Here is a 14,710-nt window from a genome sequence, read left to right as displayed (position 1 = left end):
CCTGGCACCCAGGCACCTGTCCTGCAGAGCTGGCGTGGGCAAACTGTGCGGCCCACGCCCAAGCCTGGTGCCCGTTGACCCTGGGGCCTGTCCTGTCCTGCCCTGTCCTGCCCTGATGTAGAGCTGGGAAGGGGGCAGGTGTGCGGGGCCCATGCCCAGGACTGGTCACTCAGCACCCGGGGGGCATATCCGGTGGAGGAATCGAGGGCAGATGTGTCCGGACTGATTTCATCACCCTTCGCCACCTGATCGGCGGCCTAGCGCATGCCGGCGAGTTAGGTCAAAAGGGATACTCCGGGCATGGATGCATCCCCTCGCCCCACCCGGCGTATGCGCCGGATGCTGCTCCTCGTCGCCGGGATCTGCGCGGCCACCCTGATCGGGGGTTGTTCGAGCGCCCCGGTCGCACAGCCCGAGACCTCCACCCGTGCGGTACCGCCCAAAGCCGCGAACGACCTTCAGACCGACTATGAGACCGCGATCAAGAACGTGCTGCCCTCGGTGGTACAGATCGAGGCGGGCGACGCATTGGGCTCGGGCATCGTCTATGACACCAAGGGGCATGTGATCACCAATGCGCATGTGGTGGGTGACGGGTCATCCTTCAAAGTGACCGTGGCGACGGGAGAAGCGCCCCTGAGCGCAAAGCTGGTCTCCTCGTATCCGGAACAGGATCTGGCGGTCATCAAGCTGGATCAGGCATCGGCCGGATTGAAGCCAGCCAAGTTCGGCGACTCGTCCAAGGTTCAAGTGGGGCAGATCGTGCTGGCGATGGGTTCCCCGTTGGGGCTGTCAAGCAGCGTGACCCAAGGCATCATCTCTGCCCTCGGACGCACGGTCACCGAGAGTGAGTCGGGCGGCGGCACGGGGGCGACCATCGGGAACATGTTGCAGACGTCGGCCGCGATCAACCCAGGTAACAGCGGGGGCGCACTGGTCAATCTGGACAGCGAAGTCATCGGCATTCCGACATTGGCAGCCACGGACCCCGCGCTGGGGGAAGGCGCGGCTCCGGGAATTGGGTTCGCCATTCCGGCGGCCATGGTGAAGACCGTCGCGGATCAGATCATCCAGAACGGCCGGGTCACGGACTCAGGTCGGGCGGCGCTGGACATCACGGCTCGTACGGTCCTCGATGACAGTTACCAGCCTTCGGGCGCCGCGGTGGTGACAGTGGAGAAGGGAGGAGCCGCGGACAACGCCGGGCTGAAGCCTGGAGACATCATCACCAAGGTGGGATCGGCGCAGATCACAACGATCACCTCCCTCGCGGAGGCTCTGGCCTCGGACGAGCCCGGGGAGAAGGTAGTGGTGGGCTACCTGCGTGATGGTGACGCCAGGACGGCTCAAGTAACTCTCGGCGAGATCTAGCACCCGCCGCCGAAGTCCCCATTTCGCTGTATGGCCCCCCGAAGGCCTTCTGCATAGACCAGGAACCTTCTCCGCCTTGTGGAGATCACCAACCGCTCCCTGGGCTTTTGCGATTGATCAGATCAGTCCGGACACATAGGCCCTCGGTTCCTCCACCGGATACGCCCCCCGGGTGCTGAGTGACCAGTCCTGGGCGTGGGCCCCGCACACCTGCCCCCTTCCCAGCTCTACATCAGGGCAGGACAGGCTCCAGGGTGGCACCAGGCTTGGGCGTCGCACGCCTGCCCCCTTCCCGGCTCTACAACAGGGCAGGGAGGGCCGGGCTTGGGCGTGGGCCGCGCAGTTTGCCCACGCCAGCTCTACAGGACAGGTGCCTGGGTGCCAGGGGAGGCGAGTATCGGATGGGGGCGCGCAGGGGGTGTCCCCGGAAGCGATCGACGGCAAGACCCGCATGCCGACACGGAGCCGCTTCGGGCCGTCGACGCTGAGGAGTCACCCCCGATAGCACCCCCCAACCCCCACAGGACAGGACCCTCACGACAGGAAACCCACGACCTTGAGCACGGGCAGCCCCCACCAAGACAAGCACCCACCACGTCGACCCACCTCAGCCTGTCCGGCGTTTGAGGACGGAACCCTCCACCCCCGGTGAGGACACCCAACACGGGAGCCCCCACCCCAAGGACCCAAACCCCGACCCCAGGCCCCCCGCCAAGGGGCAACCGGCCAAAACCCCAAGGCTCGGAGTGCCGGCCGCCCCCCGAAGGCGGTCCCTGGGTGGCTACTCCGGTGCGTCCAGGCTCATCGGGCCGTAGATCTGGGTTTCGTCTTCCGAGAGCTTCACCTGGTCCGCTCCCCCGTCGCGTAGCTCTTTCCAGTGCTCACCGAGCCAGGACTCCGCGTCCCCCTGGGTCGTGAACTCCTCCGGCTCCAGGGCCGGCTGGACCTCCGTTCCGTCGGACTTTTCGAACCGCCACGTCCATGCCATGTACGCCTCCCTGAGTCCCGCAAAGGATCTCTGTCCTGCCCGCAGCGTAGCCGGACGCGCACTGCCCGCGGTGAGGAGGGAGGATCGTGGATGTGGAAGTGACTTTGCTCGGCACCGGCTCGCCTGCCGGTCTCCCCCAGCCCGACTGCCCCTGTGCCATGTGTTCGGCCGCCCGCGGGCCTCATGCCAGGGCGGCCACCGCGCTGCTCGTGGACGGGGCCCTGCTGCTCGATCTCACGCCCGGTGCCGCGCTGGCCGCCGCCCGGGCGGGCCATTCGCTCGTCGGCGTACGTCAAGTGCTGTTGACGCATCCGCACGACGGCCCTGCCGTCGAACTGCCCGCGGGGTTGCCGTCGGCGGGGCGGGTGCCGGATGGTCGGGTGTTGACGCTGATCAGCGGGCATCGGGTGCGGGCGGTGGCGATGGATCACCCGGGTACCGGGTACGAGGTGTCTTCGCCCGAGGGTGATCGGTTGCTGTATCTGCCTCCGGGTGGCGCCCCGGCCGGTCTCGCGGAGGGGCGGGCCGCTTATGAGATGGTCGTGGCCGATGTCATCGGCCGCCCTGGTGCGATCGCCCGGTTGCGGGCGGCCGGAGCGATCGGTGCGACCACGGATGTGATCGCCGTACATATCGGCCATGAGGTCCCGGGCGGCCCTGAACTGGATCGCAGGCTCTCCGCCGCGGGTGCGCGAGCCGTACCCGATGGGACGACCCTGACGGTCGGCGAGTACCACGCCGTACCGGATGTGCCGCGCCGCACGCTGGTCACTGGCGGGGCGCGCTCGGGCAAGTCCCTGGAGGCCGAGCGGCGCCTGGAGACCTTCCCGGATGTGCTGTACGTGGCGACGGGAGGGACCCGGGAGGAGGATGCCGAGTGGGCGGATCGGGTCTCCCTGCACCGGGAGCGCCGACCCGGTTCCTGGCGTACGGCTGAGACATGTGATCTGGTGCCGCTGCTCGCGGAGGACGGTCCGCCGCTGCTGATCGACTGTCTGTCGCTGTGGCTCACCGACGCGATGGACCGGGTGGGCGCCTGGGACGACGCGCGGTGGCGGCAGGGCGGTGAGCAGGCGCTGCGTCAGCGGGTCGCCGAGTTGGTCGCCGCCGTGCGGGAGACCCAGCGGACGCTGGTCACGGTGACCAATGAGGTGGGCTCGGGGGTCGTACCGGCCACCGCGTCGGGTCGGCGCTTCCGCGATGAGCTGGGGCGGTTGAACGCGGCCTACGCGGCGGAGTGCGAGCAGGTGCTGTTGGTGGTCGCGGGGCAGGCGTTGGTGCTCCGAAGCTGATCGGCGGGGTGTGCGGGTACTGTTCGGCGAATGAGCAGGCTGAATCTCGATGACTTCTCCGATCTGATCGAGCGCCCCGACAGCGGCCTCCGTCGAAGCGCCGAGGAGCGCAGAGCGCGGCTCGGCGTCCCGCCGGGTGCGCTCGGCCGTCTCGATGAGCTGAGCGAGTGGCTGTCGCTCGCTCAGGGTTGTGTGCCGGTGAAGCCGATCGAGCAGCCCCGCGTGGTGCTGTTCGCAGGTGACCACGGAGTGGCGGACCTCGGTGTGTCGGGCCGGGTGGCTGGTTCGACACATGTCCTGGTGCGAGCGGTGCTGGAGGGCGCGAGCCCGGTGGCGGTGGTGGCTCGCCGGGCGGGTGTCGCGGTGCGGATCATCGACGCCGGTCTCGACTGCGACCCGCGGTCCTTGCCGGATGACGTCGTGCGCCATCGGGTGCGGCGTGGCAGCGGGCGGATCGACATCGAGGACGCGCTGACGGCCGATGAAGCCGAGCGTGCGGTGCGGCTGGGAATGGCGGTCGCCGATGAGGAGGCCGATTCCGGTACGGATCTGGTGGTTCTCGGCGATCTGAGTGTCGGCGGGACCACGGCGGCGTCGACGTTGATCGCCGCGCTCTGTGGCACGGATGCTTCGGTGGTGACCGGGCGGGGTGCCGCGGGCATCGACGATCTGGCGTGGATGCGCAAGTGCGCGGCGATCCGGGATTCCCTGCGGCGCGCCCGGCCGGTGTTGGGCGATCAGCTGGAGTTGCTGGCGGCCGTCGGAGGCGCGGAGTTGGCTGCCATGACCGGTTTCCTCCTCCAGAGCGCGGTGCGCCGGATGCCAGTGATCTTGGACGGGGTGGTCGCGGCCGCGTGTGCGCTCGTTGGGCAACGGGCGGCTTATCGGGCGCCTGACTGGTGGTTGGCCGGACCGCTCAGCGGTGAGCCCGCGCAGGCGAAGGCGCTGGATCGCATGGCGCTCAATCCTCTGCTCGACCATGGCGTCACCGTCGGGGAGGGAACCGGGGCGCTGCTCGCCCTCCCCATCGTCCAGGCGGCTGCCGCGCTCGCGGCCGAACTGCCGGAGCGTACGGAGCCGACAGCGGCCGATCAGACCGAGGAGACGGCGCCGTCCGATCAGGCCGGGCGGGTGGAGTCGGATGATCCGGCAGCGACCTCGCCGTCCGCGGGGAGCGACAAGGACTGACGCGCAGGTGTGGCCACGCTGAACAGGCGGTGCCATCCTCGCCCACCATGACCAGAGATGCCCCATATCATCGCTTTTCATGGGAGAGGTCCGTTTTTCCGGCGAAGAGGCACAGCGCGGCGCGAGCCGAAGCACGGTCCGCTCGCGGCGGGGCGCGGCGTTCGCCGTCTGGTATCTGCGGGCGGTGGCCTTCGTCAACTTGCTGAGTGCGGTGTGGGTGTCGCTCGGACAGGATCTCCGGCGCCACAACATCGACGACTACTTCACCCCGTATCTGCTGACGGCGGGCTTCGCTTCGGGAGCGTTCACCCTCTTCCTCGCCCTCACCATGCGCCGTCGCAAGCGCGCCGCATGGATTCTCAACCTGGTCCTGAGCGGGCTCTTCCTCCTGCTGCTCGCACTCGCTCTGGCGGTCGATCCGGCCCTACGCGCACCTGCCCAGAACTGGGTCTCGCTCGCTCTCACCGCCGCCTTCCTGATCGCACTGCTGCTGGGCCGCGAGGAGTTCTCCGCGGTGGGCGACCGTTCCAACACCAAACTGGCCGCGGTCGTCGCGACGAGCGGGCTGCTGGTCTCCTCGCTGCTGGCGACCGTCCTGGTCACCGCGGCCAACACGGCCTCAGCGGGCTCCTCCTTCCTGGAACGTTGGCGCTACGGCGTGACGCGGCTGGTCTCACTCGCCGCCGATGACCCACCCTTCGCGGGCATCGCCACCCCGGGCTGGGTCGATGTCGTCATCAACGCGCAGTCGACACTGCTGCTCCTCGCCGTCCTCTACGCGGCCTTCCGCTCCGGTCGTGTCGTCGACCCGTTGAGCGCGGACGACGACGAACGGCTGCGGGCCCTCCTCGATCTCCATGGCGAGCGGGACTCGCTCGGCTACTTCGCCCTGCGGCGAGAGAAGAGCACGGTGTGGTCGCCCACCGGGAAGGCGGCCGTCGTCTATCGGGTGGTGGGTGGGGTCTCGCTGGCATCGGGCGATCCGATCGGCGATCCGGAGGCCTGGCCGGGGGCGATCGAGCCCTGGCTCGCCGAGGCCCGAGCGCACGGTTGGACTCCGGCGGTGATGGGCGCGAGCCAGGAGGCGGGGACCATCTACGCCCGCCACGGCCTCGACGCCCTGGAGTTGGGTGACGAGGCGATCGTCGAGGCCGCCGACTTCACCCTCCAGGGGCGCGCGATGCGGACGGTGCGTCAGGCCTACAACCGGGTCCGGCGGGCCGGCTACCAGGTGCGGATTCGTCGCCATGAGGAGATTGCGGCCGATGAGATGGAGGCCCTGCTGCGCCGGGCCGATGAGTGGCGTGACGGTATGACCGAGCGGGGCTTCTCCATGGCGCTGGGACGGTTGGGTGACCCTGGCGACGGTCGCTGTGTGATGCTCGAATGCACTGATGGACACGGTGAGCTGCGGGCGGTGCTCAGCTTTGTGCCCTGGGGGCCCAAAGGGCTCTCCCTCGATCTCATGCGGCGTGATCGGGATTCCGAGAACGGGCTGATGGAGTTCATGGTCATCGAGCTCCTCCAGCGGGCCGGGGACATCGGGGTGAGCCAGGTGTCGCTGAACTTCGCCATGTTCCGCTCGGCCTTCGAACGCGGCTCCAGGCTGGGCGCGGGACCGGTCCTACGGCTCTGGTGCTCGCTGCTGGGCTTCTTCTCGCGCTGGTGGCAGATCGAGTCCCTCTACCGTGCCAACGCCAAGTACCGCCCCCTGTGGGAACCCCGCTTCCTGCTCTTCGAGAAGAGTGCCGACCTGCTGCGGATCGGTATCGCCGCCGGCCGCGCCGAGGGCTTCCTGGAGGCGCCGGGGCTGCCGAAGTGGTCGCGCCGCAGGCAGGTGGAGAGCGGTCGGTGAACACGGCCGGCACTTCTGCCCGCCGTGAATGGGGACCGCCGTACGGGCGGTCCGCCGGGCCCTGGCCGGCAAGGGGTGGGGTGCGGGACCGGGAACTGCCACCACCTCCAGGACATCGGGCCGTATGGGCCGGGACCCCGGTGGTCGGCCCCTCGCGCCCCCGGGCCCACCCCCTACCGGCTACGGACGCCCAGGTCGTGGCAGCCGGGCCCGTCAGCGGCGGTCGTGGGCCCGGCGGTCAGGGTCTGCTGGCGCTTCGAGGCGTATGTCACCGGCCCGCTCGCCATGGCGGCCATGGTCCTGAGTGGGATTGCCGCGCGGTGGGGACGGCGTCAGCGGCCTGAGGCCCGGACGGCCGAGCGCTCGGGGTCGGGCGTGCCGCCGATCAGATCCTGGAATCTGCGTCGCGGTCCGTTCCAGCGCCGATCGTGCCGGTAGAGGCGCAGCCTGGCCCTGGCCCGCGCCTTGGGTCGCCCGCGGTAGAAGCGCCGGGCCCAGTAGGAGGTCGGTTTGGCCAGCCGTACCGCGCCGAAGACGGCGGCGAAGGGCACCAGGGTGCCGATGAGGGCCAACTGCGGTTTGCCCTTGAGGAGGGTGACGATCACCAGGAGGAAGTTCAGTACGAGGGTGCTGATGAGAGTGGCACGACTCTGCCGTTCGTCCGGGGTGAGGGTGTCCACACCGAGCGGCGAGAAGCCGCTGAGCACCAGGAGGGCGAGAGCGGTGGCCACGATGACCGCCTCCACGCTCTGACGGCCTTCCTCCGTCCAGTACACGTCGTCCGTGTGGACGATCAGCGCGAACTCATCCAGAACCAGCCCTGACCCCACCCCGAAGATGACCGCGCAGATGGAGGCGGCGATGCCGTGCCGCCCACTGCCGACGGCCGCGAAGCCGCCTACGAGCATCAGGACGACCCCGGGGACGACATGGTGGATATGCACTCCGCCGGGAGCGATGTTGCGGAAGGGGCCGCGCCCGGCGCGGATCATCCGGGTGATGACACGGGTGATGAGGAAGGTCAGCACAAAGGAGATCAGGGCCAGGAGCATCGGGAGCTTCCCCGGCTCGATGATGTTGGCGGAGAACCAGTTAGCCATGGACAGCCCTCCCGTTTTGCGTGCTATGCGCAATTTACCGTTGAGGGCTGGCGGGTGTGGGAGGTCAGCAGGGCCCGCCCCTGCTGAGCCGGGCCGCCGCAGCTCATCCGGTCGCCCACGGCGGGCTACCCTTCGGCGGTGAGTGAAGCACCCGCCTCGATGGCTCTGACCGGCATACGTTTCGCCTTGGGCACCCTCAGCGTCCTGCCCGTGCGCGTCACCCGGTGGGATCGGGACGCCGCTCGCGCCGGGATGGTGTGTGCGCCCCTGGTGGGACTGGTCGTCGGCGTGTTCGGGGCAGCGGTCGGCGGGCTCCTCGTGCTGCTGGGGTCCGGGCCGCTGCTCACCGCGGTCGCCGCCGCGGCTGTTCCCGCCGTACTCACCCGCGGTCTTCATCTGGACGGACTCGCCGACACGGCGGACGGCCTCGGCAGCGGCCGCCCGGCCGAAGACGCCCTGAAGATCATGAAACAGTCGGACATCGGCCCCTTCGGTGTCCTCACCCTGCTCTTCACCCTGTTGGCCCAGATCGCCGCTCTCCATGAGCTGTACGGGAAGGGCTGGGCGTACGGCGCACTGGGCGCGGTCGTCTCCGGCGTCGCCGCCCGTCTCGCCCTCACCCTCACCGCCCGCACCGGGGTACCGGCGGCCCGCCCCGAAGGCCTGGGTGCGGCGGTCGCCGAAGTGCTCTCGCTACGGGCCGCCCTGCTGGTGACGCTTCTGGTGACGGCGATCTGTGCCGCGGTGGGGGCGATCTCGGGCAGCTACTCGTACGCGTCCGGTCCGCTCAGCGCTGTGCACTTCGCGCTGGCCGTGGGCGGTGGGCTGGTGGCGGCCCAGTTGCTGCTGCGGCACTGCGTACGGCGCTTCGGCGGGGTGACGGGCGATGTGTTCGGCGCCGTGGCGGAGACCGCGGCGACGGTCTGCCTGGTCGCTCTGGTCCTGGGCTGACGGTTCAGGAGACCTCGCTGGGTGTCCGCGTACGCCACCTGGGTCCCGGCGGCCCCGCAACCCTGGCTCGTATGCGGCTGGGGCGCGGTCAGGCTCCGAAGCAGTTTCCGGACGAAGGCCTCAAGACCCCGCGTCAACCTGCCGGTGTGGTCTCGCCGTCAATGTCAGCGGCCCGCTGAAGAGGGATCACGGGCATCACCCGGACACCCGATCTCGCCGGCGGCCCCTCGCCGGGTGGAGTGGTTGTGCGCCCGCGGTGAACACGGCGCGTTCTCCACCGTCGGCGCCGGCTCCCGGTCGTGACGGGCCAGGGAACGCACACCGTGCGGGAAGGGTCACCACGCTCCGGTCAAGTGCCCCCGCGCCGATGGGAGTCCGACCAGCGGGCCGTCCAAGCCCCGGGCACCTCACCTCGCACCCGGTCGCCAGGGCCCCGATCCGGCACCGGCGCCACGGGGGAAGTGAACGGCTGCCGCCGTGAGCGACCCATATGACCGCGCGTAGGCTTTTCCCGGGCGGGATGTCGACCTATCCCCCCGACGGCCCCCGAACTCAACGGAAGCGAGATTTCACCACCGTGACTGCTCTCACTCTCAGCACTGCCGGCGCCGCGACGCTGCGCGCCGACGCCCTTGTCATCGGGGTCGCGAAGGGCGCCAAGGGCCCGGTGGTCGCACCGGGCGCGGAGGCCGTGGACAAGGCGTTCGACGGCAAGCTCGCCTCCGTTCTGGAAACCCTCGGCGCCGGTGGCTCCGAGGGCGAACTGACCAAGGTTCCCGCGCCGGCCGGCATCAAGGCGCCGTTGATCATCGCGGTCGGCCTCGGCGCCGTCCCGGGCGACGACGAGGCGTACGGAGCCGAGGCGCTGCGTCGGGCCGCGGGCACCGCCGCCCGTACCCTGGCCGGTCTCAAGAAGGCCGCCTTCGCGCTGCCGATCGAGGCGGCGGAGGACACCGAGGCGATCGCCGAGGGTGCCCTGCTGGGCGCGTACGCCTTCACCGCCTACCAGGGCGGCGACGGAAAGAACGGTCCGAAGGCACCGCTCGCCGAGATCGCCGTGCTGGGTGCCAAGCCGCGGGACAAGGCGCACAAGGCCGCGGCCGAGCGTGCGCTGACGGTCACCCAAGAGCTGAATCGCGCACGTGACCTGGTCAACGCTCCGCCCAATGACCTCACCCCCGAGTCCTTCGCCGCCCAGGTCACCGCAGCGGGCAAGGAACACGGCGTCAAGGTGCAGGTCCTCGACGACAAGGCACTCCTCAAGGGCGGCTACGGCGGCATCCTGGGCGTCGGGCAGGGGTCGCAGAACCCGCCGCGCCTGGTGAAGCTCAGCTACACCCACTCCAAGGACGCCAAGACGCTGGCACTCGTCGGCAAGGGCATCACCTATGACTCGGGCGGCATCTCGCTGAAGCCCGCGGGGCACAACGAGACGATGAAGTGCGATATGGCGGGTGCCGCCGCGGTGTTCGCAGCTGTCATCGCCGCCGCCCGGCTCGGACTCCCGGTGAACATCACCGGCTGGCTCGCCCTGGCCGAGAACATGCCGTCCGGCTCGGCCGTCCGTCCCGGCGACGTGCTGCGGATGTACAGCGGTAAGACGGTGGAGGTGCTCAACACGGACGCCGAGGGGCGCCTGGTGCTGGCGGACGCGCTGTGGAAGGCGTCCGAGGAGAAGCCGGACGCGATCGTGGACGTGGCGACGCTGACCGGCGCGATGATGGTCGCCCTCGGCAACCGCACCTTCGGCATCATGGCCAACGACGACGCGTTCCGCACCGCGATCTACGAGACCGCGGAGGAAGCCGGCGAACAGTCCTGGCCGATGCCGCTCCCCTCGGAGCTGCGCAAGGGCATGGACTCCCCCACCGCCGACATCGCCAACATGGGCGAGCGGATGGGCAGCGGGCTGGTGGCCGGGCTCTTCCTCCAGGAGTTCGTGGGCGAAGGGATCACCTGGGCGCACCTGGACATCGCGGGTCCGGCCTTCCACGAGGGCGCGCCCTTCGGCTACACCCCCAAGGGCGGCACGGGATCCTCGGTCCGCACCCTGGTGAAGCTGGCCGAGCGGATCGGCGCGGGCGACCTCGGCTGACAGTCGACGGGCGATGACTGAGGGGGCGGTCCCGGGCGGTTTGTCCGGCACCGCCCTCCTTCTCTTCACCACCGGCCCCTGCGGGCTCCTGCTACCGGTCCCCGCGGGCACGTTCGCTCTCGACGAAATCCCGGTGTCAGCGGAATCGTTCCGGCCGGGGCCGGGTTATTACGCAGCAGTAACATACGGGGTGATCGATCAGACGCCGGAAGACCCCCGCCCCGCGTCCCGTCTTCCCCCAACAAGTGCGAAGATGGGCTCGGCAGGACAGGGCCCCACGACAGGGCCGAAGAAACAGCGGCCGCACACCAGCCGATCGGCCGGCCCATCCCCCGGGAAGGGGGACCCGGGCGACCGGCGCACATGCATGGAGGACGTGACGTGGCGAACGACGCCAGCACCGTTTTCGACCTAGTGATCCTCGGCGGCGGTAGCGGCGGTTACGCTGCGGCGCTGCGCGGAGCCCAGCTGGGCCTGGACGTCGCCCTGATTGAGAAGGACAAGCTGGGCGGCACCTGCCTGCACTACGGCTGCATTCCCACCAAGGCTCTTCTGCACGCCGGTGAGATCGCGGACCAGGCCCGTGAGTCCGAGCAGTTCGGTGTCCGGGCGACGTTCGAGGGCATCGACGTCGCAGCCGTGCACAAGTACAAGGACGAGGTGATCTCCGGCCTGTACAAGGGACTCCAGGGTCTGATCGCCTCTCGCAAGATCACCACCATTGAGGGCGAGGGCCGGCTGTCCTCGCCGACCTCGGTCGATGTCAACGGCCAGCGTGTGCAGGGCCGTCACATCCTGCTCGCGACCGGTTCCGTACCGAAGTCGCTGCCCGGTCTGGAGATCGACGGCAACCGCATCATCTCCTCCGACCACGCGCTGAAGCTGGACCGCGTCCCGCAGTCGGCGATCGTGCTCGGCGGCGGTGTGATCGGGGTGGAGTTCGCGTCCGCGTGGAAGTCCTTCGGCGCCGACGTGACCGTCATCGAGGGACTCAAGCACCTGGTCCCGGTCGAGGACGAGAACAGTTCCAAGCTTCTTGAGCGCGCGTTCCGCAAGCGCGGCATCAAGTTCAACCTGGGCACCTTCTTCGAGAAGGCGGAGTACACCCAGGACGGCGTCCGCGTCACCCTCGCGGACGGCAAGACCTTCGAGGCCGAGGTGCTGCTGGTGGCCGTCGGCCGCGGCCCGGTCTCGGCCGGCCTCGGGTACGAGGAGCAGGGCGTCGCGATGGACCGCGGCTATGTCCTGGCCGATGAGTACATGCGGACGAACGTGCCCACGATCTCCGCGGTCGGCGACCTCGTCCCGACGCTTCAGCTCGCGCACGTCGGCTTCGCCGAGGGCATCCTGGTCGCGGAGCGGCTCGCCGGTCTGAGCCCGGTCCCGGTCGACTACGACGGCGTGCCCCGGGTGACGTACTGCCACCCCGAGGTCGCGTCCGTGGGCATCACCGAGGCCAAGGCCAAGGAGATCTACGGTGCGGACAAGGTCGTCGCCCTGAAGTACAACCTCGGTGGCAACGGCAAGAGCAAGATCCTCAAGACCCAGGGTGAGATCAAGCTCGTCCAGGTCAAGGATGGTGCCGTGGTCGGCGTCCACATGGTCGGTGACCGGATGGGCGAGCAGATCGGCGAGGCGCAGCTGATCTACAACTGGGAGGCTCTGCCGTCCGAGGTCGCGCAGCTCATCCACGCGCACCCGACGCAGAACGAGGCGCTCGGCGAGGCCCACCTCGCGCTCGCGGGCAAGCCGCTGCACGCCCATGACTAAGGTGCCTGAGCACGCTGAACCGCTTGAGCTGACTGAGTCCCTCGGGCCAGACGACCACTTCCGCACTTCCCCTAGGCTCGCGCTTCGCTTGAGCTGGGGAGACCCCACCGTTAGGAGCAACTGAAACCATGTCGGTTTCCGTAACCCTTCCGGCGCTCGGTGAGAGCGTCACTGAGGGCACTGTCACCCGCTGGCTGAAGGCCGAGGGCGAGCGCGTCGAGGCCGACGAGCCGTTGCTTGAGGTCTCGACCGACAAGGTCGACACGGAGATTCCCGCACCCGCGTCCGGTGTGCTGGCATCCATCAAGGTCGCCGAGGACGAGACCGTCGAGGTCGGCGCCGAGCTGGCGATCATCGACGACGGGTCCGGCGCTCCGGCCGAGGCGCCGGCACCGGCTGCTGCTGAGGCCCCCGCAGCTCCGGCCGCTGCCCCGGCACCCGCTCCGGCACCGGAGGCACCCGCCCCCGTGCAGGAAGCCCCCGCCCCCGCTGCCGCACCGGTCGCTGAGGCTCCGGCTCCGGCTCCGGCTCCGGTCCAGGAAGCACCGGCCGCGCCGGCCGCCCCCGCCGGTGGTGCGAGCGGCACGGACGTGGTCCTGCCGGCGCTCGGTGAGAGCGTCACCGAGGGCACCGTCACCCGCTGGCTGAAGGAGGTCGGCGAGTCCGTCGAGGCCGACGAGCCGCTGCTTGAGGTCTCGACCGACAAGGTCGACACGGAGATCCCCGCCCCCACGGCCGGCGTACTGCTGGAGATCGTGGTCGGCGAGGACGAGACCGCCGAGGTCGGCGCCAGGCTGGCCGTCATCGGCGCTCCGGGTGCCGCTCCGGCCGCCCCCGCTCAGCCCGCAGCCCCGGCACCCGCTCCGGCACCGGAGGCACCCGCCCCCGTGCAGGAGGCACCGGCGGCTCCCCCGGCGCCTGCCGCTCCCCCTGCACCGGCCGCCGCACCGGCCGCTCCCGCAGCCCCGGCTGCACCTGTCGCTCCCCCGGCCCCCGCGCCGGCAGCTCAGGCACCGGCTCCGGCCGCACCTGCCGCACCGGCACCGGCACCCGCCCAGGCAGCGGCACCCGCACCGGCACCGGCGGCTCCCGTCGGTAGCGATGTCTATGTGACCCCGCTGGTCCGCAAGCTCGCCTCCGAGAACAGCGTGGACCTGTCCGCGGTCAAGGGCTCGGGCGTGGGCGGTCGTATCCGCAAGCAGGACGTCATCGACGCGGCGGAGGCCTCCAAGGCCGCCGCGCCGGCTCCGGTCGCCGCTCCCGCGGCCGCCGCGCCACAGGCGAAGGCTCCTGCGCTCGCGGTGTCCCCGCTGCGCGGTCAGACGGTCAAGATGACCCGGATGCGCAAGCTCATCGGCGACAACATGATGAAGGCGCTGCACAGCCAGGCCCAGTTGACCTCGGTCGTCGAGGTCGACGTCACCAAGCTGATGCGGCTGCGCAGCCAGGCCAAGGAGAGCTTCGCGGCCCGTGAGGGCGTCAAGCTCTCGCCGATGCCGTTCTTCGTGAAGGCCGCGGCGCAGGCGCTGAAGGCCCACCCGATCGTCAACGCGCGCATCAACGAGGACGAAGGCACCGTCACCTACTTCGACACGGAGAACATCGGCATCGCCGTGGACTCCGAGAAGGGGCTGATGACACCGGTCATCAAGGGCGCCGGCGACCTGAACATCGCCGGTATCGCCAAGAAGACCGCCGAGCTGGCCGGGGCCGTACGCAACAACAAGATCCGGCCGGACGACCTCGCGGGTGCGACCTTCACCATCAGCAACACCGGCTCGCGCGGTGCGCTCTTCGACACGGTCATCGTGCCGCCCACCCAGGCCGCCATCCTGGGCATCGGCGCCACGGTGAAGCGCCCGGCCGTCATCGAGACCGTCGACGGCACCGTGATCGGTGTCCGTGACATGACATATCTCTCGCTCTCCTACGACCACCGGCTGGTGGACGGCGCGGACGCCGCCCGCTACCTGACGGCCGTCAAGGCGATCCTCGAAGCTGGCGAGTTCGAGGTTGAGCTGGGCCTCTGAGGTCCGTCAGCGGTTGTCCGCAGACAGTGCACTACGGCGCCCCCGTCCGGGGTTCTCCCGGGCGGGGGCG

Annotated in this window: 11 protein-coding genes; 8 read left to right on the top strand and 3 right to left on the bottom strand. The window is 69.8% G+C overall.

The annotated features are described in order from the left end of the window. The first annotated feature begins 300 nt into the window (after nucleotides 1–300). On the top strand, nucleotides 301–1,371 hold the full coding sequence (locus NBG84_RS22865; RefSeq protein WP_250921425.1) for a S1C family serine protease: 1,071 nt from the start codon (nucleotides 301–303) through the stop codon (nucleotides 1,369–1,371). Between the two features lie 117 nt (nucleotides 1,372–1,488). On the opposite strand, the gene NBG84_RS22860 is transcribed toward NBG84_RS22865, so the two are convergent. Next, on the bottom strand, nucleotides 1,489–1,650 hold the full coding sequence (locus tag NBG84_RS22860; RefSeq protein ID WP_250921424.1) for a hypothetical protein: 162 nt from the start codon (nucleotides 1,648–1,650) through the stop codon (nucleotides 1,489–1,491). Between the two features lie 502 nt (nucleotides 1,651–2,152). Next, complete coding sequence (locus tag NBG84_RS22855) at nucleotides 2,153–2,359, bottom strand: hypothetical protein (RefSeq protein WP_250921423.1); 207 nt, start codon at nucleotides 2,357–2,359, stop codon at nucleotides 2,153–2,155. A 92-nt stretch (nucleotides 2,360–2,451) separates the two neighbouring features. Here NBG84_RS22855 and NBG84_RS22850 point away from each other — a divergent pair, with 92 nt between their 5' ends. The 3 genes from NBG84_RS22850 to NBG84_RS22840 all read left to right on the top strand — a co-directional run bounded on the left by NBG84_RS22850 (nucleotide 2,452) and on the right by NBG84_RS22840 (nucleotide 6,694). Continuing rightward, nucleotides 2,452–3,651, top strand: coding sequence for a bifunctional adenosylcobinamide kinase/adenosylcobinamide-phosphate guanylyltransferase (locus tag NBG84_RS22850; RefSeq protein ID WP_250921439.1), 1,200 nt, complete (start codon nucleotides 2,452–2,454; stop codon nucleotides 3,649–3,651). A 30-nt stretch (nucleotides 3,652–3,681) separates the two neighbouring features. Next, on the top strand, nucleotides 3,682–4,839 hold the full coding sequence (gene cobT / locus NBG84_RS22845; RefSeq protein ID WP_250921422.1) for a nicotinate-nucleotide--dimethylbenzimidazole phosphoribosyltransferase: 1,158 nt from the start codon (nucleotides 3,682–3,684) through the stop codon (nucleotides 4,837–4,839). Between the two features lie 79 nt (nucleotides 4,840–4,918). Next, nucleotides 4,919–6,694: a phosphatidylglycerol lysyltransferase domain-containing protein gene (locus tag NBG84_RS22840; protein ID WP_250921421.1), complete on the top strand. Its 1,776-nt coding sequence runs from the start codon at nucleotides 4,919–4,921 to the stop codon at nucleotides 6,692–6,694. 332 nt (nucleotides 6,695–7,026) lie between these two features. Here the strand turns inward: NBG84_RS22840 and NBG84_RS22835 are convergent, their stop codons facing one another. After that, nucleotides 7,027–7,794, bottom strand: a complete 768-nt coding sequence (locus NBG84_RS22835) for a hypothetical protein (protein ID WP_250921420.1) — start codon at nucleotides 7,792–7,794, stop codon at nucleotides 7,027–7,029. 159 nt (nucleotides 7,795–7,953) lie between these two features. Here NBG84_RS22835 and NBG84_RS22830 point away from each other — a divergent pair, with 159 nt between their 5' ends. From NBG84_RS22830 to sucB, 4 genes are all read left to right on the top strand, one after another. Then, entirely contained in the window at nucleotides 7,954–8,745 is a 792-nt protein-coding gene (locus NBG84_RS22830; RefSeq protein WP_250921438.1) for an adenosylcobinamide-GDP ribazoletransferase, read from the top strand. A gap of 577 nt (nucleotides 8,746–9,322) precedes the next feature. Beyond that, a complete protein-coding gene (locus NBG84_RS22825) occupies nucleotides 9,323–10,840 on the top strand; it encodes a leucyl aminopeptidase (RefSeq protein ID WP_250921419.1) in 1,518 nt (505 codons plus the stop codon). A gap of 381 nt (nucleotides 10,841–11,221) precedes the next feature. After that, entirely contained in the window at nucleotides 11,222–12,610 is a 1,389-nt protein-coding gene (gene lpdA / locus NBG84_RS22820; protein WP_250921418.1) for a dihydrolipoyl dehydrogenase, read from the top strand. A gap of 128 nt (nucleotides 12,611–12,738) precedes the next feature. Continuing rightward, nucleotides 12,739–14,640, top strand: a complete 1,902-nt coding sequence (gene sucB, locus NBG84_RS22815) for a 2-oxoglutarate dehydrogenase, E2 component, dihydrolipoamide succinyltransferase (protein ID WP_250921417.1) — start codon at nucleotides 12,739–12,741, stop codon at nucleotides 14,638–14,640. Nucleotides 14,641–14,710 lie beyond the last annotated feature (70 nt).

This window comes from Streptomyces albipurpureus, from assembly GCF_023701525.1.
GTDB lineage: Bacteria > Actinomycetota > Actinomycetes > Streptomycetales > Streptomycetaceae > Streptomyces > Streptomyces albipurpureus.
Note: the sequence above shows the minus strand (reverse complement) of the source record. Positions and strands in the feature narration are given on the sequence as shown.